Genomic DNA, 26,202 nt, shown 5'->3' with positions numbered 1-26,202 from the left:
AGCCTCAGCCCGCGCTGGCCACTTCCGTCGCCACGAACTGCGGAAACCGCGCAACGATCGCGCTGCGGATCTGCGGCAGGTCGAGTCCGGCCATCGTGAGGACTTCCTCGCGGCTACCGTGTTCGAGATAAGCGTCCGGCAGCCCCAGATGCAGGATCGGCAACGTCACGCCATTGGCTGCCAGCAATTCGGCCACGCCCGCACCGGCACCACCGGCGATGGCATTGTCCTCGATGGTGACGAATGCTTTGTGCGTCCGCGCCATCTCGAGGATGAGTTCCTCATCCAGTGGTTTCACGAAGCGCATGTTCACCAACGTGGCATCAGTCTCCGCGGCGATAACAGCGGCAGGTGCCAGCATCGTGCCGAAGGAAAGAATCGCCAGACCGTGGTGCCCGCGACGGCGCACTTCGGCCTTGCCGATCGGATACGTCTCCAGCGCCTCGACCATCTTCGCGCCCGGACCGGTACCGCGCGGATAGCGAATGGCGGCTGGGCCGTGGTACTGATAGCCCGTGCTCAGCATGATGCGGCATTCGTTCTCGTCGGCCGGCGCCATGATCACCATGTTCGGCAGGCAGCGCATGAAAGACAGATCGAAACTGCCCGCGTGCGTGGCGCCGTCCGGACCGACCACACCCGCGCGGTCGACCGCGAAGGTGACATCGAGGTTCTGCAGGGCGACGTCGTGGATGGCCTGATCGTAGGCGCGCTGCAGGAACGAGGAATAGATCGCCACGACGGGCTTCGCACCCTCGACCGCCATGCCCGCGGCAAGCGTGACCGCATGCTGCTCGGCGATGGCCACGTCGAAATAACGCTGCGGGTATTCCTTCGAGAAACGCACCAGGCCGGAGCCTTCGCGCATCGCCGGGGTGATGCCGAGCAAGCGCTCGTCGGCGGCCGCCATGTCGCACAGCCAGTCGCCGAAGATATCGGTATAGGTCGGTTTGGCGGGCGCGCTCTTCTTGACAAGACCGGCCACCGGGTCGAACGGACCTACGGCGTGGTATTCGATCGGACCTTTTTCGGCAGGCTCGTAGCCCTTGCCCTTGGTCGTCATCACGTGGACGAGCTGCGGGCCGGGGAGGTCCTTGGCGGTCTCCAGGGCCTGGACCAGCTGCGCCATGTTGTGCCCGTCGATGGGACCCGTGTAGTGGAAGCCCAGTTCCTCGAACAGCGTCGACGGCACGAACATGCCCTTGGCGTGTTCTTCCCAGCGCTTGAAGAAACGGCCGAAGAACGACTCCCTCGGCATGGCCTTCTTGGCCCGCTCCCGCCAGGCGTTGAGCGTGCGGCTGGACATGGCGCGGGCCATCATCTTGGTCATCGCGCCGACGTTTTCGCTGATCGACATGCCGTTGTCGTTGAGGATCACCAGCATGTTCGGCTCGACGTCGCCGCCGTGGTTCAGGGCCTCGAAGGCCATGCCGGCGGTCATCGCGCCGTCGCCGATGACGGCGACGACCTTGCGGTGGTCGCCTCGGCGCTGCAGAGCGATCGCCATACCCAGCGCGGCCGAAATGGACGTGGACGAATGCCCGACGCCGAAGGTGTCGTACTCGCTTTCCTCGCGGCGGGGGAAGGGAGCCAGGCCGTCCTTCTTCTTGATCGTGGTGATGCGGTCGCGGCGGCCGGTCAGGATCTTGTGCGGGTAACACTGGTGACCCACATCCCAGACGAGGCGGTCTCGCGGGGTATCGAGCACGTGGTGCAGGGCGACCGTGAGCTCGACGACGCCCAGTCCCGCGCCGAAGTGACCGCCCGACGAGGCGACGGCCTCGATCAGGTACCGGCGCAGTTCGTCGGCGATCGCCGGAAGTTCATCTTCCGGGAAACGCCGGAGATCCTCCGGCGAGTCGATCTGCGCCAGATAAGGGTAGCGGGAGAGGTCGTTCATCCGCCTATTGTTCGCCTACGGAGGGGCGGGGGCAAGGGACGACGTGTGAAACCTTGCGGGCAAAGGCGGGCGGGATTCAGGCGGGGCGTCGATCCCGTGGCAGATGGCTGACCAGAAATTCCATCTGGTCGGCCAGGATATTGCGGTTGGAAAGGATCAGGTGCTCCACCCAGCTGGGCCGGTAGGGCACGGCCAGAAGCGGCATGCGGGCCTGCTGCGGGGTACGGTTGCTCTTGCGCAGATTGCAGGCCAGGCAGGCGCTGACCACGTTCTCCCACTCGTCTGCGCCCTTCTTGGACAAGGGCAGCACGTGGTCGCGGGTGAGTTCGTGGCGGGTGTAGTGGTGACCGCAGTAGAGACAGATGTGCCGGTCGCGGGCGAAGAGGGCCGTGTTGGTCAGCGCCGGCGCCGGATCGACGGCGTGTTCTCGGCAGTGGCCGGTGCTGGCCACGATGGGGTGAAGCTCGAGGCTGCTCTGCATGCCGAGCGCCCGGTTCATCCCGCCGTGGACGGTGAGGCAGGCGTCGCCCAGTGTCCAGGCCACCACGCCGCGGACATACAGGCAGACGGCGTCCTGCCAGCTGATCCAGTCCAGGATGCGGCCCGCCGCGTCGAGCGACAGCACGCGCGTCGTATGCAGCGCGCTTACCCTCGGCAGGTCCTCTTGGAGCACTTCCATCGTCATCGGGTCTCGTCCTTCACTAAAGCGAAAGAGCGTTCCAGCAAGCCGAACTCCGTGCGGATCGGGGGGCCGATCCCGCCTCCTGGGAGGCGTTCGCCCGAGCATAGCCCATTATTGCGACGGAATCGCGCACGCCCGGTACGGTTCTTGCGGGGCTGTAGCGGTCATGAAGCGCTGATATAGTGGGGGTTCGTTAACGCCTGCGCGGGTTTGGAAGGGGGGCCGGGGTGGCTTCCCAGGTCCGGCGGGTCCATGAGGGTTTCTCAGTGGCAGAAGTGCTTTTCTACGAGCGTCCGGTTCCCCTGAATCGCACGGCGCATCGCGATCTCCGTCTCAAGGCGGTGAACAACATCCGTTTCGCGGCCACGGCGCACTCCGTGCCCCTGACCGGCGTCGAGTTCGCGCCCGCCGCGCGTGACTTCCCGATCCTCTTCGCTGGCAACACCATGGAAGAGGCCGGCCCGATGGCCCTCCTCGGCCTGCGTCAGGGCGAGAACCTGCTGGTCGGTGAGAACGGCTTCTGGGAACAGGGCATGTACATCCCGGCGTTCGTCCGCCGCTATCCGTTCGTGCTGGCCGAGAAGCCGGCCGGTGCCGAAGGCGACGACTTCACCGTTTTCCTCGACGAGGCCTACGAAGGCTTCAACGAAACCGAAGGTGAGCGTCTGTTCAACGAAGACGGCACCGACGCGCCGGCGCTGACCAATGCCGTGAATTTCCTCGGCGAGTTCCAGGACCACGTCGCCCGTACGCAGTGGTTCATGGGCAAGCTCCGCGAGCACGACCTGCTCGAGCCGCGCACCATCACCTTGCAGAAGGAAGGCAAGGGCATCAACCTCAACGGCCTGTTCGTCATCAACGAAGAGAAGCTGCGCGGCCTCGACGAGAAGGTCGCCGGTGAATTCCTCCGCGAAGGCGCCTTCGGCTGGATCTACGCGCACCTGGTGTCGCTGGCCAACATCGACCGCATGGCCGCGCGTCTCGACACGCGCGAGCAGAAAGAAGTCACGACCCCCACGGTCTGATTGTCTGGCTCCATCAAAAAAAGGCCACCCGCGAGGGTGGCCTTTTTCGTTCCACCGCCTCGATCAGCGAACCGGCTTCGCCAGCCGTATCAGGTCCGTATCGAAGCCATGCTTCACATACATGTCGCGGGCCCGCTCGTTGCCGGGGAACACGGCCAGCGTTACAAACTGGCAGCGATGGTCCTTGGCCCAGGCGTAGGCGTGGTCGAGCAGGAAGGTACCGACGCCTTCGCCCTCGTGTTCTTTCGCCACCGCGATATCGGAGATATGGCAGTTGTCGCGATGCGTGAAGAAGTCCTTGGTTTTCTGAAGATGCACGAAGCCCACAGGGTCACCGTCTTCGTTCTCGGCGACGAAGATGTAGCTGTTGGACGGTTGTTCGTCGAGGTGTCTGACCAGGTCCGACTCGATGCCCTTGAGGCAATCGGTCTTGCTGCGCCCGTTGGGCAGCGGGAAGTCGACGAAACGGTGGAGCAGGCCAAGGATGAACTCGTCATCGTCGCTCTCGGCGAGACGGATCAGAAACGGAGAGTCGCTCATCGGGTCGGGCACCGTCGCGGTGGGAAGGCTGGCCAGAGCCTTTTCTACACCTTCGGGGGTGGCGGGGAAACCCCCGCCACCCTCCAGCGGGTTACAGCAGTTCCGGCAACGTCGCCACGCCTGCCTCGATCGCCGCCTTGTGCACGTGGATACGCGGCAGGATGCGGCTGAAATAGAACGTGGCCGTGTCGCGCTTGGCCTGCTTCGCATCCGCGGAGAGGTGTGACCCCTCGGCGGCGAGTACGCTGCGTGCCCAGCAGTAAGCCAGGGTCACATAGCCCGACAGATAGAGATAATCCACCGCGGCCGCGCCCAGCTCCTCCGGGTTGGCCTGTGCGCTCTGGGCGATCGCCTGGGTCAGATCGCCCCAGGTCTTGGTCGCCACGGCGAGAGGCCCGATGAAAGCCTTGACGCTTTCCGTGGTCTGGTGCGCCTGGCAGAACGCCGAAATCTCACCGAGGAAATGCTTCAGACCGGCGCCCTGCAGCTGCATGACCTTGCGGCCGAGCAGGTCCAGCGCCTGGATCTGCGTGGTGCCTTCGTACAAGGTGATGATGCGCGCATCGCGGACGAACTGCTCCATGCCGTGCTCGGCGATATAGCCGTGACCGCCGAAGATCTGCAGGGCTTCCTTGGTGCATTCCTGCGCGGCTTCGGTGAGCAGGCCCTTGGCGATCGGAATCAGGAAGGACAGCAGTTCACCGGCTTCCTTGCGCGCCTGCGGATCCGCATCGCGCGACTCGATGTCGCTCTGCAGCGCGGCGTAGGCGGCGAGCACGCGGCCACCTTCGACGAAGGCACGCTGGGTCAGCAGCATGCGGCGCACGTCGGGATGCACGGTGAGCGGATCGGCCGGCTTGTCGGGCAGTTTCGCACCGGACAGCGCACGCATCTGCAGGCGCTCACGGGCGTAGTTGAGGCTGTTCTGCAGGGCGCGCTCGGACACTGCAAGACCCTGGATGCCGACGGCGAGCCGCGCGGCATTCATCATGGTGAACATCGCCACCAGACCCTTGTGGGCGGGACCGATCAGCCAGCCTTCGGCCTCGTCGAAGTTCATCACGCAGGTGGCCGAGCCCCGGATGCCCATCTTGTGTTCGATGGCGCCGGCGGCGACGGCGTTGCGCTCGCCGAGGCTGCCGTCTTTGCCTACCTTGAACTTCGGCACGACCAGCATCGAGATGCCCCGGCTGCCGGCCGGCGCGTCGGGAAGCCGCGCGAGCACGAGGTGGATGATGTTCTCGGCGAAATCGTGTTCGCCCGCGCTGATGAAGATCTTGGTCCCGGTAACGCGGTAGCTGCCGTCCTCGTTCGGCTCGGCGCGGGTCTTCAGCAGGCCCAGATCCGACCCGGCCTGCGGCTCGGTGAGACACATGGTGCCGGTCCAGCGACCTTCGATCAGCGGCTTCAGGAAGGTTTCCTGCTGCCATGCGTCACCGTGGTGCTCGAGGGCGTCGGTGGCGCCGTGCGAGAGCAGGGGGTAGATGCCCCAGGCCAGGTTGGCCGAGTCGATCATTTCCTTGGTCATTGCGCCCAGCACGGCGGGCAGGCCCTGGCCGCCGAACTTCTCGTGCGCGGTGAGACCAGCCCAGCCGCCTTCCGCGTACTGGCGGTAGGCTTCCTTGAAGCCTTTGGGCGTGGTGACCGACGCGGTGGCCTTGTCGTAATGGCAGCCTTCCTGGTCGCCGCTCGCGTTCAGGGGTGCGAGCACCTGCTCGTTGAAGCGGGCGGCCTCATCGAGCACGGCATCGAGCAAGTCGCGCGTGTGGCCCTCGCCGCCTTCCAGCCGGGCGAGCACGGCTTCGGCGCCGAGTACGTCGTAAAGCGCGAAGCGCATGTCGTCGAGGGGGGCTTTGTAGATCGTCATGGCGAATCCTGGCGTCGCGGCGGGCGCGGCTGGGTGAGGTCAGGGAGAGCGATAGGTATCGGGGATGCCGGGTACCGGCGACAGCCAGTTGCGTCCGTGCACCTCGAAGGTGCGGGGCTTCTTTTCCTGCTCCGGGAGGGCGGTGATCGTTCCTTCGATGGCATAGGGCAACGAGCCGGAGCTGCCTTTAGCGGCCAGTTCGGCCAGCGCTTTCGACATGTCCGGTGTCGGCAAAAGATCGATTTTCGCCACGTCGGCGGCGAACGACGGGATGTCCTGATCGACCTTCGCATCGAGCAACACCCCGGCGAGGTTGCCCACCTGCAGGGTGCCCTGGAACGCCTCGAACGACATGCCGCCGTAACTGTTGTTGCGGACGCGCAGGGTCAGGTGCCAGACGCCGCCCGGCCTGGCGGTGACTTCCTGCAAGGTCACCGACGGCGGAAAAACACTCTTTTTCGCGGGGCCGCAGGCGGCGAGCGTGGCCACGCCGAGAAGCAGCGCGATGCGTACGAACGAGTTGCGGACGGTCGAGATCATTCCCTGGGCTTCCGGCATGGGTGCGTCGAACAGGTGTCGGATGGTAGCGCCGGGCATGCATGCGCGCGAGACGTGCGTTTGAAACGCGGTTCCCAAGCGGCGAGCGAGCAGGCATCATCAGCGATCATCATCCAAGACCATCGATTCTCCCTATGACCCGACGCATCGCCGCACGACGTTCGCCCATCCACGGAAACGGCGTCTTCGCCACCGCGCCCATCAAGGCCGGCGACGAGATCGTCGAATACAAGGGCGACATCATCACCCACGCCCAGGCCGACAAGAAGTACGGCGACGGTGGCGAGACAGGACACACCTTCCTCTTCACGCTGAACGAGAAGTTCATCGTCGACGGCAACAGCAACGGCAATACGGCGCGCTGGATCAACCATGGCTGCGATCCCAACTGCCAGGCCGTGGTTGAGGAAGCCGTGGAAGGCAAGCCGTCGAAGAAGGACCGCGTGCTGATCGAAGCCATCCGCGATATCGCGCCCGGCGAAGAGCTGACCTACGACTACGGCATCACGCTGGACATGCCGCATACGGCGCGCCTGAAGAAGATCTGGGCCTGCCTGTGCGGCTCGCCGAACTGCATCGGTACGATGCTCAAGCCGAAGCGCAAGGCCGCCTGATCCTTCTCTTCACGTTTGCTCACGGGGCGCCGACGCCTGCGCGACGCCCCGGTCATGCTCCGCCATCGATCCTCGGAATACACCCTTTCCGAGGAATCATCATCATGGCAAGCCAATCTCTCGACGGTCGTCGTATCGCAGTGATCGCCACCGACGGCTTCGAACAGTCCGAACTGACCGAGCCGAAGCGCCTTCTCGAAGCCGCCGGCGCGACGGTGGACGTCATATCGCCCGGCGATGCCACGCAGATCAAAGGCTGGGACAAGAAGGACTGGGGCAAGAGCGTCGACGTCGACGTACGGCTCGACGACGCCGATGCCGGCAAGTACGACGCACTGGTGCTTCCAGGTGGCGTGATCAATCCGGACAACCTGCGCACGGACGAGAAGGTGCTGGCTCTGGTCAAGGCGATCGCTGGCGCAGGCAAGCCCGTCGCCGCGATTTGTCATGGACCGTGGACGCTGATCAACGCCGGGCTGGTAAAGGGCAAGAAGCTGACTTCATGGCCTTCGCTGAAGCAGGATCTGGTCAATGCGGGTGCGAACTGGGAAGACAGTCAGGTCGTCCAGGACGGCAACCTGATCACCAGCCGCAAGCCGGATGATATTCCGGCGTTTACGGATGCCTTGATCAAGGCTGTGGCTGCCTGACCTGTGAGCACCGCCAGGGCTGGCTTTCGCAGCCAGCCCTGGCGGGAGCCGACGCCGCCGGCGATCGACCTGCCTTGGCCTGAGGTCTTCCGGGTCAATCCTCGTCCTCCCGCGGCTTCCACCGCTCCGCCAGTTTCCGCTGGATGGCCAGTGGTGCCGTGTCGTAGTGACTGAACGCCACGGCGTACCGCCCAAGTCCCCCGGTCGTCGACTTCAACTGCGTGGGATAGTCGGTGAGCTCCGCCAGGGGCACGCGCGCACGAATGAGCGTCTCGCCGCCACGTGACGCGTCGGTACCGATGATCTGTGCACGCTTGGCGGCGAGCCCACCTGTCACGTCGCCGACGTAGCGATCCGGAATCGATACCTCCAGGTCCATCACCGGTTCCAGAACCTGTGGCCGTGCTCGTGAGGCGGCATCGAGAAAAGCCTTGCGCCCCGCGCTGATGAAGGCGACTTCCTTCGAGTCTACCGGGTGATGCTTGCCGTCATAGACGGTCACACGCAGGTCCTGCATCGGGTATCCCGCCAACGCTCCAAGTTCCAGTGCCTGGCGCACACCTTTCTCGATCGCGGGGATGAACTGGTTCGGGATGACGCCGCCCCTGGTCTCATCCGCGAAAATGAAGCCCATGCCGCGCTCCATTGGCTCCACGCGCAGGAATACTTCAGCGAACTGTCCCGCGCCGCCCGTCTGTTTTTTGTGCCGATGATGGCCCTCGGCACGCACGCCGATGGTCTCGCGGTAGGCGATGCGCGGCGGGTGCGTAACGACGTCGATGTCATATCGCGACTTCATCCGTTCGATCATGAGTTTCAGGTGCAGGTCTGACAGACCTCGCACCACGGTCTCATTCAGCTCCTTGTGATGTTCGACGCGGAAGCAGGGGTCTTCTTCCGCGAGCCTCGCCAGTGCCTGCGACAGTTTCTGTTCCTGCCCCTTATGTGCCGGTTCGATCGCCAGTCCGAACATGGGTGACGGGAACGGCGCCGAATCGAGATGGATGCCCGCTTCGTCCGCGGCATCATGCAACACGGCGTCGAAGTGGATGTCCTCGACCTTCGCCACCGCGGCAATGTCACCGGGCAGGGCTTCGTCCACTTCGACATGTTCACGCCCCTTCAGGCGGAACAGATGCGCCACCTTGAACGGCTTGCGTCCGTCGTCGACGAGCAGTTGCGAATCCCGGCGCACCGTTCCCTGCCAGACGCGAAAAACGCCGAGCTTGCCGACGAAGGGGTCGTTGATGATCTTGAACACGTCGGCGACCACATGGCCTCCGGCATCGGCGGCCACCTCGAAACGCGTGCCGGCGTCGTCATGGAAGGGGGGAGGATTCGTTTCACCGGGACAGGGCAGAATACGCTCCACGATCTCCAGCAGTTCACTCACGCCGATACCGTCGCGCGCGCCGGTGAAGACGATGGGCACCAGATGACCGTCGCGGAGACAGTGCTCGAACGCGTTGCGCATTTCCGTAGTGCTCAACGCCGACTCGCCCTCGTCGAGATAATGCGCCATCACGTCGTCGTCGATCTCGACCACCTGATCGATGATGCGCTGGTGTGCCTCTCCGGGGGACGAGAAATCCGTCTCTCCCGTCGCCTGGAAAAAGGCGTCGCACACGGTGTGTCCCTGCGATGCGGGGAGGTTGAGGGGAAGGCATTCGTTCCCGAATTCGTTACGCAGATCGTCCACCAGCAGAGCGAGGTCCGCGCCCTCGGCGTCGATGCGATTGACCACGATGATGCGTGCGAGCCGGCGCTCCTTCGCGTAAGTCATCATGGCGCGCGTGCCGTGTTCGATGCCGTTGGCCGCGTTGACGACGATCGCTACCGTGTCGGCGGCGGCGAGCGCCGCGAGTGCCGGGCCTCGAAAGTCGGCGTAGCCGGGGGTGTCCAGCAGATGGATGCGATAGCCGTTGCGCTCGATGGAGGCGATCGAGGCATCGATCGAATGCCCGCGCGCTTTCTCCATCGGATCGGTATCGGAAACGGTACTGCCTCGCTCCACGCTGCCCATAGCGGTCAATGCGCCGCCGGCGTGGAGCATGGCTTCGAACAGGGTGGTCTTGCCGGCGCCGGCGTGTCCGGCGAGGGCGAGGCTGCGGATGCGTTCCGTGGATGGCGACACGATGCGACCCTCCTTCAGTGACACGAAGGATCCCCCCAGACCGCTAGCCTTCTCCTCCCGGGATGAAGAATCAAGGGGAATCTTCCGGGCGCCGCGCGGTCTGAAGCCCGGGCTTACGTTGCACTCAGCAGTACCCCGCTAACATTTGCGACTTTTCATCGAGCCCAAGGGATATTTCCCCGCGTGCAATACCCCGGCAAGGCGCCACCGCCGTTCGTCGACACCCACCGGCTGGAGCCGGAGGCGTCGTCGCGCCTGCATGGGCTGGTGCCGCTGGACCCGGAGACGCTCGCCGTCCTCAGGGCTATGCGACGGCAGCCGCCGCCGCGGAACCGGGTGCGTTTCATCCTGGCGCTTGCCGCGGTCCTGGTCTTCCACGTCCTGCTGATTCTGGTCATCCGCTACGAGATGGAGCCGCGGGTCCAGGTCGGCTTCTTCGTCCCCCAGGACAAGGCTGACGTACTCGAGGTGCGCTTCATCGAGCCGACCGCGCCGGCGCCCGCGGTGGAGGCACCTCCGCCGCCGCCGGTAAACGAACCGCCGCCGAAAGTCCGCTCTCCGGAGGCTACCCGTCCCGAGCCGCCGCCGAAAAAGAAGCCGGAGGCACCGCCGTCGCCCGACACTGCGCCCGCCGCGACGCCTTCCGATGCGCGGCCCGCGCCCGACCTGTTCGGCACCGACGGCTCGATTGCCCTGCCGAAGAGCGGTGCGAACCCGGCGGGCTCGGACTACACGCCCCCCCGGCCGACGGATAACACAAGCGTGATGTCGCACAAGACCACGGTCACCTACACGCAGACCCGCTTCGAGAAGGACTGGGCACCGCGCGACGAGAACGTGGTCAGTCAGGGCATGCGCCGCGTCATCGAGAAGACCACGGTGAAGAAGACCATCGACCTCGGTCACGGCACGCGGGTGAACTGCTCCACCGTCTTGTTCGTGCTGCCGGTGGGCTGCGGTGGCGAGGACCCCTCGAAGGCCGCGCATAAGGACGGCGACACACGCCTGAACATGGCGAATGCACCGCTGGTAAAGGATCTGCCGGGCGCGCCGCCTCAGCGCACGGAAGCCGAATGCATCGCCGCGTACCGTGCCGACGAGCGGGTCAAGGAGGGCTGCCCGACCGACACGCCGCTGAAGGCGATGGATCAGGAAAACGCCGAGCGCGCACGCCGAACCGGTAACTGACGCCTGCAACGCACGTCACGATTGTGCGGCGCGGCGTCAGCGTGGACACTAGCGCCCGATGCCGAACACTCTGCCCCCGGACAGCGAGCGACCCGACGCCGCCACATCGCTGCCCGTCTCGCCGCGCGAGGCGGCGATGCACGCGCTTGTCTACCGTCGTCTGCTGCGTGAGAAGCCGCGGGCGAGCGGCCGCCGGATCGCAGGCTGGGTCGGCACGCTGGTCATCCATCTGTTGTTTCTGTTCGGGATGATCCTGGGGCCGGCGTATGACGTTCTCCCGCCACCGCCCGAACCGGAGCACCCGGACGCCCTGCAGGTACGCCTCATCGACAAGCCGCCACCGCCGAAGCCACCCGTGCGCGGCACGCCGTCGACGGCCGCCGTGGCCAAGGTCAAATACACCACGAAGTGGTCCACCGCAGCCAGCCGCGCGGCCCAGGGTTCGCACGCGGCGGCCGTGGCGGCGGCGAAAACGCCATCGCGCCCCGCCGTGGCGGTGCCGGCCGCACAAGCCCCCAGGTTGAAGGCCGCGCCAAAGCCGGCGGCGCCACCGCCGAGCATGGCGGCAGTCGCGGATCGCCCTTTGGTTCAGCCCAAGGCGCCGCCACCGCAGCCCGAACTGGAGAAGGTCCCGGTTCCTGCTCAGGCACCGCCGGATCTCGCGATGGATACGCCCAGGCCCCAGGTCGTGCCCCCGACATTCCAGCCGGAACCCGTGCGTCCGCCGCAGGCGGAAGGCCTCGCGCCGATGCCTCCCCCGGCCTCGCTGGCGATTCCGCCGACGCCAGCGTCGCAGATGACCGTTACGCCGACGCCGCCCACGATCACCTCCGAAAGGACGGCGCCCGTTCCCAAAACGTCGATGACGCTGGCGACGGTGCCTCGTCCGGACGTGGAGGAAAGCGCCGCACCGCCGACGCCACAGCACGTGCCCTTGCCCGAGGTCGCTCCCGAGCCGGTGGCGCCGCCGAAGCCCGACCTGGCGATGGATACGCGCCCCGTTCCGCCGAAGGTATCCGTGCAGCCCGTGACCGCGCCGCCGGTCGAGGCCGATGCCGATCTCGAGGCCGTACCGCTCCCGGACGCGGCGGCCAGACCGACGGTGTCGGCACCCGTCGCTACGGTGGACCGCCCGGCGGTGCAGGCACCGGCGGTGTCGCCGGGTGAGATGCAGCGTCCGGTCGCCGGCGCCGAGACGGCGCCATCGGCGCCTGGTCAGGCCCCGGGCGACACGGCCGCCGGTGAATCGACGGCACAGGCGGCCGCCAGCCAGGGCAAGCAGGGTGACAACAAGGCGGCCGAGCCCGTGCAAGGCCAGTCGGCGGGTAAGGCATCCCCCGGCGACGCCAACGTCGCCGGCTCGAACACTCCTGGCGCGAACCAGGAGTCCGGCAAGCCGGGCGCGGCCAGGGGCGCGGACGAAGGCGACCGCGTCACCGGCGCCAACGGCACGTCGGATCGCAGCGACGGGGTCGCTGGCGGGCAGGGCGTAAAAGCGGGGCAGGTCGGCGCGTACACCGAGCTGAGGCCACGCGGAAACGTCCTGCCGCAGAACGGCGCGCGCGTGCATATCGATTACAAGGCGACCCGTTTCGACGGCGCCTGGACGCCCAAGGGCGAATCGTCCGTCGATACGGCCGTGCGTCATGGTGTCGAGGCGACGACGGTGAAGTTCGCGGTGCCGCTCCCTCGCGGCATCCGCCTCAATTGCACGGCGGGTCCGGGTAACGCCGGCAGCAAGGCGGCTGGCAATCCGGGAATGAATGCGATCTCCCTGCTGACGCTGGGCTGCAGCGGTGGCGACGGTCCGCCCAAGCCGGCCAGTCAGGACGCCGTGGCGAAGACGCAGACCATGGCGCCGGCGAAGCCGCTGGCGGAGAACCTGCCGCCCGCGAACAGCTCCACCGTCGCCGCCGCACCGGTCGCACTGGATAACACCGCGCTCTGCACGACGGCGCGCATCACCGGCGGGCCCTTGCCACCCGGTTGCGAGGGGTCGATCAAGATCAACGTGCCCGCGCCGTCGGCGAATTCCGGCTCGTGGGTACCCGCGAGCGATCAGTTCAAGTAGGCAGACGGCGAATCTCGGTGCCCGCGACCATGTCGTGGATCGCGCGGCGCCGATGATCGAACCAGGCGGGACTCAGCAGGATCGCCCACCCGATGACCGGCGCCCACAGGGCCGCCTTCAGCGACGTCAGCGGAAAAATCAGCACGAGCGCGAGCGGAAGCGCCGCGATGACGAGGCGCACGGATCCGCGCTTCCAGCTCGCTGGCTCGCCGCTGGCGTCCGTGACACGGATGCGCCACGGCCGCATGCCGAGCGTCTGGCCGCCGGAAACCCACGACAGCAGAAAATAAGCGCCCACCACGAGGCCCTGTAGCGGCTGATACCACCAGGTCAGCATCCGCCCGTGTTCGTCGAAGAGCTTCCCGCCGGTGACCATCTGCGCGAGCAGGCCCACCACCATGACGATGGCGACGACCGCGAGCGCGTCGTAGACGATCGCCGCGAAGCGGCGCCATGCGGGAGCGGGCGAAGTCGGAGTCATGCGATTCCACGGCGTTGGCGACGCGGCATTGTAGACGGGTCCAGGCATGCGAAGATTTGCGCATGCCCACGGATACCCAGCCTCAGACGGCCGCCGAACTCGCCGCCGACGATACGCGCCTGATCGCCCGCTTCATCGAGCGCGTCTGGTCGGAAGACGGTCTCGCAGAGCGCACGCTCGAAGCCTACAAACGTGACCTTGAGGGGCTGGCGCGCTGGCTCGGCACGCGGGGAAAGGGACTGGCCACGGCCGGTCGCGACGATCTGTCCGCGTATCACGGCAGCCAGCCCGTCGCCGTGCGCAGCATGGCGCGGCGACAGTCGGCCTTTCGCCGGTTTTACGCGCAGCTGGCGCGCGACGACGGTGCGCGAGAGGATCCGACCTTGCTGATGCAGCGCCCGCGCATGCCGCGTGGACTGCCCAAGGCGCTTGCCGAGCGGGAGATCGAGTCGCTGATTGTCGCGCCGGACATCGGCACTCCGCTGGGCCAGCGTGACCGCGCAATGCTCGAATTGATGTACTCCTCCGGCTTGCGGGTGTCGGAACTGGTCGATCTGCCACTGGCGGGTCTGAACACGCGGCAGGGCGTACTGCGGGTCACCGGCAAGGGGGGCAAGGACCGGCTCGTGCCCGTGGGAGAGGAGGCGCTGGCGCATGTGGAAACCTACCTGCGCGAGGCGCGTCCCCTGCTGGCGAAAGGGCACGGCCAGCCGGCGGCGTTGTTCCTTTCGAAGCGGGGCGGAGCGATGACCCGGCAGATGTTCTGGACCCTCGTCAAACGTTATGCCGTGCAAGTGGGCATTCCATCGAAACGGGTATCCCCGCACGTCCTGCGTCACTCCTTCGCTACGCATCTTCTCAATCACGGCGCCGACCTGCGTGCCCTGCAGATGCTGCTCGGTCACAGCTCGCTGAGCACCACACAGATCTATACCCTGGTGGCTAAGGAAGGTCTCAAGCGCCTTCACGCCCAGCACCACCCGCGCGGCTGACGCCCATGCCACAATCGGGGGAACCGAAAGCGGCGAACGTGTTCCAACGCTCTCCCGCATCCCCCCGGTGACAGATGGAGTCGTACCGATGTTGAAAAAAATCCTCCCGGCGCTGGTGGCTGGCGCTTTCGCCATGGGCGCCCACGCCGCCGACGATACGAAAGCCGTCCGCGACGCGGTCGAGGCGCTCGGCCCGGGCATTACGGTGGATAGCATCTCCGCCGCGCCGATGCCGGGTTTCTATCAGGTCGTGGCCTCGGGCCGCATGGTTTATGTCAGCGCCGATGGCCGTTACATGATCAACGGCAACCTGATCGACCTGAAGTCGAAAACCGATCTCAGCGCCGCCAGCTGGGCCGCCACACGCAAGGTCGAGCTCGCCAAGGTGCCGGCCTCGCAGCGCCTCATCTACGCGCCCGCCAATCCCAGGCACACCGTCACCGTCTTCACCGACGTCGACTGCGGTTTCTGCCGCCAGCTGCACTCGCAGATCGCCGAGTACAACAAGCAGGGTATCGCGGTGGAATACGTGTTCTGGCCGCGCGAGGGCGTGAAGACCACGGCGGGCAACGACACCCCCTCGTATACCAAGGCCGTCTCGGTCTGGTGCGCCGCCGACCGCAAGAGCGCCTTCAACGCGGCGATGAGCGGCGCGACCCCCAAGGCCGCCACCTGCGCCAATCCGGTGAAGGACGAGTTCGAGCTGGGCGAGCGTCTGGGCGTGAACGGCACCCCGACCATCGTTACCGAGAACGGCGACGTCGTAGGTGGCTATGTCACCCCGGCTCAGCTGCTGAAGGCCCTTCAGGCTCCGGCCGGCACCATTCGCGGCGGCTGATCCGGCCGGTCGCCGGCAACATCGGGCCCGCCCCGATGTTGCCGCGCAACATCATGTAGAATGGGCGTTTTCCTTCAGCGCCTATACCTCCCCGCATGATCGCACTCGACGGGCAGAGCGCCCTCTCTCCATTTCGCCTCGAACGACTGAACGCCCACCTGGATGCCCTGCATCACGGGACGCGGGTTCAGGCCGCCTGGTTCACGTACTTCGTGGACGGCTCCGCCGCGCCGGAGGGTGAGGCGCGTGCGCGTCTGCTCGCCGTGCTCGAGGCGAAGACCACGGCCCCCGAAAACGCGACGTTCTGGGTCGTGCCGCGGCTGGGCACCATTTCCCCCTGGTCGAGCAAGGCCACCGACATCCTTCACGGCGCGGGTTTCGACGTGCGCCGTGTGGAGCGTGGCACCGCCTGGCAGGTCACCGGCATGCCGGCGGCCGGCGATCCGGCCTACGCCTCGGTGATGGCCGCGTTCTGCGACCCGATGGTGCAGTCGCCGCTGACCCGTCTGGATGACGCCGCCGGCCTGTTCCTGGCGGGCGAGCCGGGTCCTCTGGGTCATGTGGAACTGGGCAGCGACGCCAGCGCGGCGCTGGCCGCCGCCAACAAGGAACTGGGTCTGGCCCTGGCCGACGACGAAATCGCGTATCTGGCGGATCGTTACGCCGAGATGGGGCGTCCGCCGACCGACGCCGAGCTGATGATGTTCGCCCAGGCGAACTCCGAGCACTGCCGGCACAAGGTGTTCAACGCCAGCTGGACGCTGGACGGCAAGCCGCAGGACATCTCGCTGTTCGGCATGATCAAGAACACGCACCAGAAGTCGCCGGCGCACACCTTGTCCGCGTACCACGACAACGCGGCGGTGATCGAAGGCTATGAAGGCCAGCGCCTGTTCGTCGATCCCGCCGACGGCGTGTTCCGCACGGTGGCGGAATCCGCGCCGTACGCGATCAAGGTTGAGACGCACAACCATCCGACGGCGATCGCACCCTGGCCGGGCGCAGCCACCGGTGCCGGTGGCGAGATCCGCGACGAGGGTGCCACGGGCCGCGGTGGCAAGCCGAAGGCCGGCCTCACCGGGTTCTCGGTGTCGCACCTGCGTATCCCGGGCTTGCCGCGCCCGTGGGAAAAAGATCGTCCGCTGCCGCCGCGCATGGCCTCGGCGTTTGAAATCATGCGTGACGGTCCGCTCGGCGCCGCCGCGTTCAACAACGAATTCGGTCGTCCCGCGCTGGGCGGTTACTTCCGCACCTTCGAGCAGGAAACCGGCGAGAAGGGCGTTCGTCGTGGTTACGACAAGCCGATCATGATCGCCGGCGGTCTTGCCGCCATCCGTCCCGACCACGTGCAGAAGCGTGCCGTCCGTCCGGGCGACAAGGTCATCGTGCTCGGTGGTCCCGCGATGCTGATCGGCCTGGGCGGCGGTGCCGCCTCGTCGGTCTCGTCGGGTACCTCCAGCGCGGAGCTCGATTTCGCCTCCGTGCAGCGCGATAACCCGGAAATGGAGCGTCGCTGCCAGCAGGTCATCGACGCCTGCTGGGCGCGCGGCGAACACAACCCCATCGTCAGCATCCACGACGTCGGCGCGGGCGGTGTGTCCAACGCCATCCCCGAAATCCTCAACGACGCCGGCGTCGGTGGCATCATCGACCTGTCGAAGCTGCCTTGCGACGACCCGACGCTCTCGCCGATGCAGGTGTGGAGCAACGAATCGCAGGAGCGCTACGTCCTCGCCATCGGGCCGGACGAACTCCCCGAGTTCGAAGCGTACTGCGCGCGCGAGCGCTGCCCGTACGCGGTCGTCGGCGATGCGACGGAAGAAGCCCGTCTGATCGTTCGCGACACGCGTCGCGACATCACCGTGATCGATCTCGGCATGGATGTGCTGTTCGGCAAGCCGCCGCGCATGCACCGCGATGCCGTGACGGTAAAACCGCGCGTCGACCTGGTCGCCGACCTCTCCGGCATGGGCATGGATGAAGCGCTGCTGCGCGTGCTTCGTCTGCCCGCCGTCGGGAGCAAGAGCTTCCTCATCACCATCGGCGATCGCACCGTCGGCGGCCTCAACGCGCGCGACCCGATGGTCGGCCCGTGGCAGGTGCCGGTGGCCGATGTGGCCGTCACCATGACGGACTTCGACGGCTACACGGGTGAAGCGATGGCCATGGCGGAGCGTGCTCCCATCGCGCTGTTGTCCAGCGCCGATGCCGCGCGCATGGCCGTGGGTGAAGCGATCACCAATCTCGCCGCCGCCTCCATGAAGCTGGACGAAGTGCGCCTGTCCGCCAACTGGATGGCCGCGGTCAATCACCCTGGCGAAGACGCCGCGTTGTTCGACGCGGTCAAGGCGGTCGGCATGGAACTGTGCCCGGCGCTGGATATCTCGGTGCCGGTTGGCAAGGACTCCCTGTCCATGCAGACCGTGTGGACCGACGAGGCCGGCAAGGCGCAGAAGACCGTCTCGCCCGTCTCGCTCGTCATTACCGGCTTCGCCCGCGTCGACGACGTGCGCCGCACGCTCACGCCGCAGCTCAAACTCGATCGTGGCGATACGGAGCTCTGGCTGATCGATCTGGGAGCCGGTCGCGATCGCCTCGGCGGCTCAGCACTCACCCAGGTATTCAATCGTGGCGGCGGTGTGCCGCCGGATCTGGATGACCCGAAGCGCCTGCGCGCGATGTTCGAGCTCATCCAGGAAGCCAATCGCTCCGGCCTGCTGCTCGCGTATCACGATCGCGCGGACGGCGGTGCCATCGTCACGCTCCTCGAAATGGCGTTCGCGGGTCATTGCGGCCTCGAAATCCGTCTCGACGGCTGGGCCGAAGCCACGCTTCGCGCACTCTTCAACGAAGAGCTCGGTGCCGTGGTGCAGGTGGCTTCGGCCAATCGCGAAGCCTTCGAAGCCTTGCTGGTGAAGTACGGCCTCGCGAGCATGACCCACATGGTCGGCCGGCCGAAGGAAAAGCTTGGCATCAAGCTGCACCTGAACGGGGAAACCGCGTTCAAGTGGAACTGGACCGAGCTGTTCCGTGCCTGGAACGAAACCAGTCACGCCATGCAGCGTCTGCGCGACAACCCGCACAGCGCCGACCAGGAAAGCGAGTGGCGCCTCGACGATGCCGATCCGGGCATCTCGCCGAAGCTCACGTTCGACCCTGCCGACGACATCGCCGCGCCGTACATTCAGTCCGGCAAGCGCCCGCGCGTGGCGATCCTGCGCGAGCAGGGCGTGAACGGCCAGGTGGAGATGGCCGCCGCGTTCGATCGTGCCGGCTTCGACGCGGTCGATGTGCACATGACCGACCTCGTTTCCGGTCGTCATCATCTGAAGGACTTCGTGGGCCTCGCGGCCTGCGGTGGGTTCTCCTACGGTGACGTCCTGGGAGCCGGCCGCGGCTGGGCTACCTCGATCCTCTACAACGACGCGCTGCGCGAGCAGTTCGCCCGGTTCTTCGAAGACGGCAGCAAGTTCGCGCTGGGCGTCTGCAATGGCTGCCAGATGCTGTCGCAGCTGAAGGACATCATTCCCGACGCGAAGCACTGGCCGCAGTTCCTGCGCAATCAGTCGGAGCAGTACGAAGCCCGCGTGGCCACGCTCGAGATCCTCGATACGTCGAGCGTCTTCTTCCGTGGCATGGCGGGTTCGCGCATTCCGGTCGCGGTCGCGCACGGCGAAGGCCGTGTGTACTTCCCGAACGTCTGCAGCCCCTCGAAGAGCCACGGTGCCGCACGCTTCGTCGACAACCGCGGCAGGCCGACCGAGAGCTACCCGCTCAATCCCAACGGGTCGCCGGGTGGTCTCGCCGCCTTCACCGCCGCCGACGGTCGCGTCACGATCATGATGCCGCACCCGGAGCGTGTGTTCCGTAGCGCGCAGCTGAGCTGGCATCCGGAAAACTGGGGCGAAGACTCCCCGTGGATGCGCATGTTCCGCAATGCGCGGGCCTGGGTCGGCTGATTCTCCGGAGACGACGGTGAATACACCCGGCCTCACGAGCGTTGTCGTCGTCCTTGCGGACAGCGGCCCGTTCACGCGCGAGTGCGTGGATCACGCGCTCGCCAGTGACGTGCCCGTCGAAGTCATCGTCGTCGATAACGGCTCGGCCGATGGCGTACCCGAGTCGCTGGATCGCGCCTATGCGGGCGACGACCGGGTTCGGGTCGTTTACAACCGTGCCAATCTCGGCTTCGGCCCCGCCGTCAACCGCGGTGCGGCGCAGGCGCGCGGGGAACGTCTGCTCATCCTCAATCCCGACTGCCTCGTCGAGCCGGACACCATCGCGCGGATGTCCGCACACATCGATGTCCACACCGGCATCGTCGGCGCGGTCGTATGCGACAACGAGGGTCATCCCGACCCGGCATCGCGCCGCCGCGATCCGTTGCTGGCTCGCGCGCTGCGTACCAAGCTGGGACTGGCCGGTGACGCGGGTATCGATATTCAGGGGCCCATTCCCAGTGGCGCGGAAGAGGTCGAGATCGTCTCTGGCGCCATCATGCTCATTCCGCGTCAGGTGTTCGACCGCCTGGCGGGTTTCGACGAAACCTACTTCCTCCACTGCGAGGACATGGATCTCTGTCGTCGTGCGCGCGACGCCGGATACCGGGTCGTCCTCTCCGGCGACGTGCGTGTCCTGCACGGGAAGGGCGGATCCAGCCGTCACCGTCCCGTTTTCGTCAGCCGCCACAAGCATCGCAGCATGTATCTCTGGTTTCGCCGGCACGATCCCTCCGCCCGTAACCCCTTCGTGCGCTGGGCGGTCTGGCTCGGCATCTGGAGCCATTTCCTTTTGAAGATCCCCGGCCAGCTGATGCGCAAGCCGCGATGAGCGCGCAGAAAGGCGGTGGTCTCGCCACTATCGGGCTGCTATCGGTCACGGCGATCTGGGGATCCACCTTCGTCCTCATCAAGGACGTCGTCGGTCGTATGGCCGTGGTCGATTTTCTTGCCGTGCGCTTCCTTCTCGCCGCCATCGTGATGCTCGTGCTCTTCGCGCGGCCGGTCTGGCGTCTTGGTCGTGCGGAGCGCAGGCGTGGCCTCGCACTCGGCGTGCTCTATGGGTTCGCGCAGTGGCTGCAGACGGAAGGCCTCGCGCTGACCTCGCCCAGTGTCAGTGGCTTCGTTACCGGCATGTATGTCGTGCTTACACCGATTCTGGCGCTCGTGCTGTTCCGCCAACGTATGCCGCTGAGTACATGGCTGGCCGTCGTGCTGGCGACCGCGGGCCTCGGGGTTCTGGCCCTGAACGGCTTCCAGATCGATATCGGTGTGCTGCTGACCCTCGCGTCCGCGGCCCTGTACGCGCTGCACATCGTTGGACTGGGCCATTGGTCGAAACCGGGCGATGCCTTCGGCATGTCGGCCGTCCAGATGGTCGGTATCGCCGCCGTGTGTCTGCTTGCGACGTTGCCCCACCATGGCCCGTCGTTGCCGCCGGACGGCAAGGCCTGGATTGCCGTGCTGTACATGGCGCTGGTCGCGGGCGCCTTTGCGATGCTGGTCCAGACCTGGGCACAGGCGCACATGCCGGCGACCCGCGCCGCGATCGTGATGACGACCGAGCCGGTGTTCGCGGCGGGATTCGCCGTGCTGCTTGGCGTCGACGCGCTTACGACGCGCATGGTCGCTGGCGGAACGATGGTGCTTGCCGCGATGTATCTGGTGGAGCTGGCGCCACGCTTCCGCCGGCGTCGGCCGGCGGAAGCGTTGCATCACGACGTCGGATAGCGGTTACTTCGTGGTCGTGAACTTGTAGGTCATCGTGTTCTTGTAGGTCTTGCCCGGCTCCAGGCGCGCGGAGCCGAAGTCAGGATGGTTCGGGGTATCGGGGAAGATCTGCGGCTCGAGCGCGAAGGCATCGCCCTGACGATAGATACCGCCCGATTTGCCCGACGACGTCGCGTCGAGGAAATTACCCGAATAGAACTGCAGGCCCGGCTGTGCGGACCACAGCGACAGCACGCGTCCGCTCTTCGGATCCGTCACCCGCGCCACCTCGCGCGGCTGCGCGGCTTCCTTCCGTGAGATCACCCAGTTGTGGTCGTAGCCCCGGCCAAAGACCAGCTGCTGTTCTTTCGAGTCGCGGATGTCCTTGCCGATCGGCTTGGCCTTGCGGAAATCGAAATCGGTTCCCGCCACGTTGCGCACTTCGCCCAGCGGAATCGCCGTCGCGTCGGTGGGCAGATAGGCATCGCCCGCGATCATCAGTACCTGGTCCATGACGCTGCCGCTGCCTTCACCGCTGAGGTTCCAGTAGGTGTGGTTGGTGATGTTGACGATGGTCGGCGCGTCCGTCGTCGCGGTGTATTCGATGGTCAGCTCGTTCTTGTCATCCAGCGAGTACTTCGCCGTGGCGGTGAGCTTGCCGGGGTAACCCTGGTCGCCATCGGGACTGACGTAGGTCAGCGTGACGCTGGGGGTGGCGCCGGATTCGACCTTGTCGACGGTCCAGATGACCTTGTCGAAGCCGACCTTGCCGCCGTGGAGGGAGTTCGGGCCATTGTTCACCGGCACCGAGTACTGCTTTCCATCGAGCGTGAACTTGCCCCTGGCGATACGGTTGGCATACCGGCCAACGGTGTTGCCGAAGTACTGCGGATTGTCGAAAGTGCCCTTCAGGTCGGGGTAGCCGAGGACGATGTCACCCGGTTTACCGTTGCGATCCGGCACATCGAGTGCATAGAGCGCGGCCCCGAGCGACAAGACTTTCGCGGTCATCCCCTTGCCGTTGGTGAGGGTGACCACGGTGACGTCCTTGCCATCCGGCGTCGTGCCGAAAGAGGCCCTGGAAGCTTCGCCGGCGGTTGCCGCGGCGGAAGTTGCCAGGAGGATCGCCGAGACCAGTGCGCTTACCGGTTTCATCACAACTCGACTCCTTTGGGTGGGTAGTCCTGCGACCAGATCATATTTGTCCGACAAGTGACAAGTTGCGCTGCATCATCGCGTAACGCCGTTACGTCGCTAGGATGGGCGGGTCGTTGCGGAAAAGGCATGGTGTGATGGCTGGGAAGGCGGGCGGGGCGAAGAATCTGCATGCGAGAGTGACCGAGGACATCGGCGAATCCATCGTCAGCGGCGTCTTCGCGCCGGGCGATGCCTTGCCCGGGGAAGCCGTGCTCGCCGAGCAGATGGCGGTCAGCCGGACCGTGCTGCGCGAGGCGCTGAAGGTCCTGGCCTCGAAAGGCCTGATCGAGACACGCCAGAAGACCGGTATGCGCGTGCGCGAGCCGAAATTCTGGAAGCACCTCGATGCCGACGTGCTGGGCTGGCGCTGCGCGTCCATGCCGACGGAAGACTTTGTCGAGAAGCTGGTCGAGATGCGCGAGATCATCGAGCCCGCCGCCGTCATGGCCGCGGCGCGGCGACGCGAGCCGGAGCAGCTTGCCGTCATCGCCGCGGCACTGAAGGGTATGGAGGATGCCGCCGATCTCGATGCCTGGGCCGCGGCGGACCTGCGCTTCCACGAGGCGGTGCTGGCCGCGACGAATAACGAACTGCTGAGCGCCTTGTTTTCGGTGATCGAGACGGCGCTGGCGACCTTCTTCGTGATGTCCGCGCGCACAGCGAAGCATTTCAAATACTCGCTGCCGCAGCATCGGGCGGTGTACGAAGCCATTCGTCGACGTCGTCCGAATGAGGCCGCCGTGGCCGTGCGTGCCCTGATCGCCGATTCGCGGGCGAACATGCGTAAGGGGCGGAAGAAGTAAGGGTGGCCGCTTCGCGCCGCGTGCCCGGCGGCAATCGTCTTCGATTTTCAGAATAGTTCCATATCCATGGACGCTTGACCTGCTTAGTCTGCCTCATTCGGTTCGCCCGTCGGTGCAAGGAGGCAGAAATGTATGAATCTCGTTTTTCAGTCGGGTTTCGCGAGGTGTCGCCATGAGCTCGCTACCCGTAGCCGCCAAGGGCGACACGACCACCGGCGGCGGGGAAGTCCTCCAGGGGACCCCTTGCGCGTTCCTGCGCGGAGGTGTCCTCGCCGCCTGTCTCGGCGCGGCTGTGCGATGCGATGTTCATGGCATGACCGTGATCGCGGAAGCGACGGCCAGAATTACTGGCGGTGACAACCGACTGGCCCGCGATGGCGACAGGCTGGCATGCGGGCATCTGATCGTCGTCCGAGAACCTCATGGCGTGTTCTCAGATCATTGGCTCGAAAACAATGACGATCCGTCCTCTCCCTCTCCCTCTCAGGCTCAGCGCAGAAGAGTCGAAAACTCGGGGGAAGGGCCACGCTCCCGTCGGATCACCCCTGCCTGGCGGTCGATCGGGCGTCTTAGATGAAGCGTATTCCCTCGTAGTCCGTTTTTGCGACACCGAAGGACGCCCCCACGCTTTGCCGCGATGCCTGAAGCAGATAGCCGGAGATCGCGCCTTGTCAGCTGCCGTGGACACCGCGGGCGTCTCACGGCGGGTCACGTATGGAGGCCCCGCTGTCATCGACGTGGCCCACTCCATTCCATTGGTCGAGGTCGCCTGATATGTCCCTCAACAGTTTCTCCGACGCCCTCGATGGTGCCCCTCAAGATGCGCTGGTGAGTCCCCAGCACCTGGATCTTCGGCTCAAGCCGGCCACCGACACCTCGCCCGTGGACATTGTGATCCCTACGATGAAGTTAACGGCCATCCCGGGCGCGATGCGAAAGATGGGATGGGAGGTGGCGGCCTCGCTTATGGATCGTTGGTTTGCTTCTCCGGCATGGGAGATGCCTTCGTACTGGAAAGATCCCGGCAGCCAGCCGCCGGGGAATATCGCGCTACCTCGAGCGACCCAGATCCCAGCGGCACACGTAGATAACCGCATCGTCACGATGGATTGGGCGATGACGTTTCCAAGATGCCAGGCAGCTTGCAGGCAGTTGCTCGAAAAGGTGAGCAACCCAGCCGCAGTAAATCGTCTTCGGCGAGTGCTCAAGGATGCTCGGTGGGACGGTGTTAGCCGGTTTTCATTGGGTCGGGTTGATTACGATGCAAGAGAGATAGATGAGACCTGCCAGGTCAACATGGTGACCCTGGGGACAATGGGCGACACACTCGACGACATGTATGGTGCTCTCGGCGTTGCGACGGTAAAGATTGGAGTTGTTGGCGAGGCGATGCTGGATACCATAACCGGCCGCCAGATTTTCACGGTGCAGAAGGTCGGGATATACATTCGCGACTACTACGATTTCAATGGCTTTCAGTTTCTTGGGACGTGGACTGAGAGCGGCGTCCTATCAAAGGGGCAGATGCTCGCGAATGCGTTTATGGATGCACAGGTCTACGCTTGGCAGGGCGATGGCATCGGGACAGTTTTTAATAGCGACTTTGCCGAATACCGCAAGCGGTACGGCAGAGGGGGCGACTTTGTGATCTATTCCGATGTGCTCTGGATCAGCTATAGCTACGCAATCGACCTCAGTGATCCGACGTGAAGACCGCTCTAGCCTTTGTGTCAACGGCAGCACTCGGCTCACTCTCGCTCTATCAAGTATCGGAGTGGTGGCAGGTCGCGTTGGCTACCCCTCTCTACTCGGCGACGAGTCCGGATACTTGCCTACGACTGGAAGCATATTCTCCGTACTGGGTGCTACCGGGAAACCTTCATCGACAGCCTCATCCCGATCCCGAGTCAGAGGTTCCTTTCCTGCTGCCGTGGAGGTCTCCGGTGTTCTTTCGACTCTACGAGATGTCGTCTAACCGTTTGCTCGGAGAGTCCGTTGTTTTCGAGAAGGAGCGCCTTACGCCCTGGATGAGTTGGGGCGACTGGCGTGTGCCTGGTATGAGAACTGTGTCGGTGGATGGCTTTACAGTCGCGACCACGGACCGGTGCGCAAGTGAGGAAGCTCGTCTGACCATTTCCCGTTTTGATCAAAGGGTGGGCGAGTTCGCTGCCATTCCTCCTTGACGATCCACGGGGACAGAATTTGAGACCGGCCTGGCTTTTAACTTTCGGTCAAAGGCGCATTTGAGGTGAGGTGGTTCCTCCGTACAGGAAGGATCGTTTCGATATCGCTTCTTTCTCTTCACGGAGTATCGCAGTGGTGGGAGCGGGCGTTCGCAACGCATGACTACTCGGCATTGAGTCCGGATGGCTGCCTGAGACTGGAGGGATTTACGCCTTACTGGATTCTTCCGTCGATGTTCCACAATGCGCCCGACCCCGGCGCCGAATCACAATCTGTATTTCCCTACGCCTTCTTTGGTCCCACGTGGGATTCTCCGGTGTTCTTCCGTCTCTTTGACGCTGGGTCCGGCAGCTTTCTTGGTGAGTCCATGATCTTCGACAGGGAGTCCTTCTCGTCTTCAATGAACTGGGGGCTGTGGAGAGATCCGGGCAAACGAAGCGTGACGGTGGGTGGCGTCGAAGTCGGAACGACCGAAAGGTGTGCTGGCGACGACGCCCGGCTCACCATCCGGCGCTTCGTCCGGAGAGAGGGAGAATTTGCTGCTGGTGACGTGGGCGTCAGCAACAACGCCCACCCGTCCCTCGATACCGCGCTTCCTGCCTCTCACGGAAAAACTGCGAGTAAGTAGGAATATCGCGTTCGGGGTGATGCTCGCGCAGGTGTTTCACATACACGTCGTAATCCGGCACGCCGCAGCAGAGGCGGGCGGTCTGGACCGCCCACTTCCATAGCGAGCGCGGCGCGGTCGGTGTATTCGTGTCCATGGCGGC

The 26,202-nt window shown here is 65.3% G+C and carries 23 protein-coding genes; 13 read left to right on the top strand and 10 right to left on the bottom strand.

Features of this window, described 5'->3' with window-relative positions; all coding sequences use genetic code 11:
• Positions 1–4: 4 nt before the first annotated feature.
• Positions 5–1,900: a 1-deoxy-D-xylulose-5-phosphate synthase gene (dxs, locus tag B5X73_RS16775; protein WP_036110713.1), complete on the bottom strand. Its 1,896-nt coding sequence runs from the start codon at positions 1,898–1,900 to the stop codon at positions 5–7.
• Between the two features lie 76 nt (positions 1,901–1,976).
• Positions 1,977–2,579: an HNH endonuclease gene (locus B5X73_RS16770; RefSeq protein WP_139382817.1), complete on the bottom strand. Its 603-nt coding sequence runs from the start codon at positions 2,577–2,579 to the stop codon at positions 1,977–1,979.
• A gap of 269 nt (positions 2,580–2,848) precedes the next feature.
• On the opposite strand from B5X73_RS16770, the gene B5X73_RS16765 reads away from it, so the two are divergent.
• Positions 2,849–3,607 carry a SapC family protein gene (locus B5X73_RS16765; protein WP_079522629.1) on the top strand — a complete coding sequence of 253 codons (759 nt, stop codon included), beginning with the start codon at positions 2,849–2,851 and terminating at the stop codon, positions 3,605–3,607.
• A gap of 63 nt (positions 3,608–3,670) precedes the next feature.
• On the opposite strand, the gene B5X73_RS16760 is transcribed toward B5X73_RS16765, so the two are convergent.
• From B5X73_RS16760 to B5X73_RS16750, 3 genes are all read right to left on the bottom strand, one after another.
• Positions 3,671–4,147: a GNAT family N-acetyltransferase gene (locus B5X73_RS16760; protein WP_036110721.1), complete on the bottom strand. Its 477-nt coding sequence runs from the start codon at positions 4,145–4,147 to the stop codon at positions 3,671–3,673.
• Positions 4,148–4,238: 91 nt separating this feature from the next.
• Positions 4,239–6,014 carry an acyl-CoA dehydrogenase C-terminal domain-containing protein gene (locus tag B5X73_RS16755; RefSeq protein ID WP_079522628.1) on the bottom strand — a complete coding sequence of 592 codons (1,776 nt, stop codon included), beginning with the start codon at positions 6,012–6,014 and terminating at the stop codon, positions 4,239–4,241.
• 39 nt (positions 6,015–6,053) lie between these two features.
• Positions 6,054–6,554, bottom strand: coding sequence for a hypothetical protein (locus B5X73_RS16750; protein ID WP_079522627.1), 501 nt, complete (start codon positions 6,552–6,554; stop codon positions 6,054–6,056).
• A gap of 152 nt (positions 6,555–6,706) precedes the next feature.
• Here B5X73_RS16750 and B5X73_RS16745 point away from each other — a divergent pair, with 152 nt between their 5' ends.
• A complete protein-coding gene (locus B5X73_RS16745) occupies positions 6,707–7,186 on the top strand; it encodes an SET domain-containing protein (RefSeq protein WP_036110728.1) in 480 nt (159 codons plus the stop codon).
• 104 nt (positions 7,187–7,290) lie between these two features.
• Positions 7,291–7,836, top strand: coding sequence for a type 1 glutamine amidotransferase domain-containing protein (locus B5X73_RS16740; RefSeq protein WP_036110731.1), 546 nt, complete (start codon positions 7,291–7,293; stop codon positions 7,834–7,836).
• A 94-nt stretch (positions 7,837–7,930) separates the two neighbouring features.
• Here the strand turns inward: B5X73_RS16740 and fusA are convergent, their stop codons facing one another.
• The gene (fusA, locus tag B5X73_RS16735) at positions 7,931–9,970 is read right to left on the bottom strand and encodes an elongation factor G (protein ID WP_079522663.1); all 2,040 of its coding nucleotides are present in this window, start codon (positions 9,968–9,970) and stop codon (positions 7,931–7,933) included.
• Between the two features lie 183 nt (positions 9,971–10,153).
• Between fusA and B5X73_RS16730 the strand changes: the two genes are divergently transcribed.
• Positions 10,154–11,158 carry a hypothetical protein gene (locus B5X73_RS16730; RefSeq protein ID WP_079522626.1) on the top strand — a complete coding sequence of 335 codons (1,005 nt, stop codon included), beginning with the start codon at positions 10,154–10,156 and terminating at the stop codon, positions 11,156–11,158.
• A gap of 58 nt (positions 11,159–11,216) precedes the next feature.
• Positions 11,217–13,229, top strand: coding sequence for a hypothetical protein (locus tag B5X73_RS20715; RefSeq protein ID WP_139382816.1), 2,013 nt, complete (start codon positions 11,217–11,219; stop codon positions 13,227–13,229).
• On the opposite strand, the gene B5X73_RS16710 is transcribed toward B5X73_RS20715, so the two are convergent.
• Positions 13,222–13,710 (bottom strand): RDD family protein, encoded by a 489-nt coding sequence (locus tag B5X73_RS16710; RefSeq protein ID WP_079522622.1) that lies wholly within the window; start codon positions 13,708–13,710, stop codon positions 13,222–13,224. The two genes, B5X73_RS20715 and B5X73_RS16710, sit on opposite strands and share 8 nt — an antisense overlap.
• A gap of 62 nt (positions 13,711–13,772) precedes the next feature.
• Here B5X73_RS16710 and xerD point away from each other — a divergent pair, with 62 nt between their 5' ends.
• The 5 genes from xerD to B5X73_RS16685 all read left to right on the top strand — a co-directional run bounded on the left by xerD (position 13,773) and on the right by B5X73_RS16685 (position 21,269).
• Complete coding sequence (xerD, locus tag B5X73_RS16705) at positions 13,773–14,702, top strand: site-specific tyrosine recombinase XerD (RefSeq protein WP_079522621.1); 930 nt, start codon at positions 13,773–13,775, stop codon at positions 14,700–14,702.
• An 88-nt stretch (positions 14,703–14,790) separates the two neighbouring features.
• Positions 14,791–15,540 (top strand): DsbC family protein, encoded by a 750-nt coding sequence (locus tag B5X73_RS16700; RefSeq protein WP_079522620.1) that lies wholly within the window; start codon positions 14,791–14,793, stop codon positions 15,538–15,540.
• A 95-nt stretch (positions 15,541–15,635) separates the two neighbouring features.
• Positions 15,636–19,499: a phosphoribosylformylglycinamidine synthase gene (purL, locus tag B5X73_RS16695; RefSeq protein WP_079522619.1), complete on the top strand. Its 3,864-nt coding sequence runs from the start codon at positions 15,636–15,638 to the stop codon at positions 19,497–19,499.
• A 16-nt stretch (positions 19,500–19,515) separates the two neighbouring features.
• On the top strand, positions 19,516–20,370 hold the full coding sequence (locus B5X73_RS16690; protein ID WP_090352613.1) for a glycosyltransferase family 2 protein: 855 nt from the start codon (positions 19,516–19,518) through the stop codon (positions 20,368–20,370).
• The gene (locus B5X73_RS16685) at positions 20,367–21,269 is read left to right on the top strand and encodes a DMT family transporter (protein WP_079522617.1); all 903 of its coding nucleotides are present in this window, start codon (positions 20,367–20,369) and stop codon (positions 21,267–21,269) included. Before B5X73_RS16690 ends, B5X73_RS16685 begins: the two co-directional genes overlap by 4 nt.
• 3 nt (positions 21,270–21,272) lie before the next feature.
• Here the strand turns inward: B5X73_RS16685 and B5X73_RS16680 are convergent, their stop codons facing one another.
• On the bottom strand, positions 21,273–22,403 hold the full coding sequence (locus tag B5X73_RS16680) for an aldose epimerase family protein (protein ID WP_079522616.1): 1,131 nt from the start codon (positions 22,401–22,403) through the stop codon (positions 21,273–21,275).
• Between the two features lie 137 nt (positions 22,404–22,540).
• On the opposite strand from B5X73_RS16680, the gene B5X73_RS16675 reads away from it, so the two are divergent.
• Positions 22,541–23,248, top strand: a complete 708-nt coding sequence (locus tag B5X73_RS16675) for a FadR/GntR family transcriptional regulator (RefSeq protein ID WP_079522615.1) — start codon at positions 22,541–22,543, stop codon at positions 23,246–23,248.
• A 181-nt stretch (positions 23,249–23,429) separates the two neighbouring features.
• Here the strand turns inward: B5X73_RS16675 and B5X73_RS21385 are convergent, their stop codons facing one another.
• Complete coding sequence (locus tag B5X73_RS21385) at positions 23,430–23,672, bottom strand: hypothetical protein (protein ID WP_254857319.1); 243 nt, start codon at positions 23,670–23,672, stop codon at positions 23,430–23,432.
• 350 nt (positions 23,673–24,022) lie between these two features.
• Here B5X73_RS21385 and B5X73_RS16665 point away from each other — a divergent pair, with 350 nt between their 5' ends.
• Together B5X73_RS16665 and B5X73_RS21060 are read left to right on the top strand one after the other, a co-directional pair.
• The gene (locus tag B5X73_RS16665) at positions 24,023–24,958 is read left to right on the top strand and encodes a DUF6402 family protein (RefSeq protein WP_079522613.1); all 936 of its coding nucleotides are present in this window, start codon (positions 24,023–24,025) and stop codon (positions 24,956–24,958) included.
• Between the two features lie 706 nt (positions 24,959–25,664).
• A complete protein-coding gene (locus tag B5X73_RS21060; protein WP_176167872.1) occupies positions 25,665–26,060 on the top strand; it encodes a hypothetical protein in 396 nt (131 codons plus the stop codon).
• Here the strand turns inward: B5X73_RS21060 and B5X73_RS16660 are convergent.
• Positions 25,990–26,196, bottom strand: a complete 207-nt coding sequence (locus tag B5X73_RS16660; RefSeq protein ID WP_079522612.1) for a YbdD/YjiX family protein — start codon at positions 26,194–26,196, stop codon at positions 25,990–25,992. The two genes, B5X73_RS21060 and B5X73_RS16660, sit on opposite strands and share 71 nt — an antisense overlap.
• Between the last annotated feature and the right edge of the window lie 6 nt (positions 26,197–26,202).

It is taken from the genome of Luteibacter sp. 22Crub2.1 (assembly GCF_900167995.1).
Lineage (GTDB): Bacteria > Pseudomonadota > Gammaproteobacteria > Xanthomonadales > Rhodanobacteraceae > Luteibacter > Luteibacter mycovicinus.
Note: the sequence above shows the minus strand (reverse complement) of the source record. Positions and strands in the feature narration are given on the sequence as shown.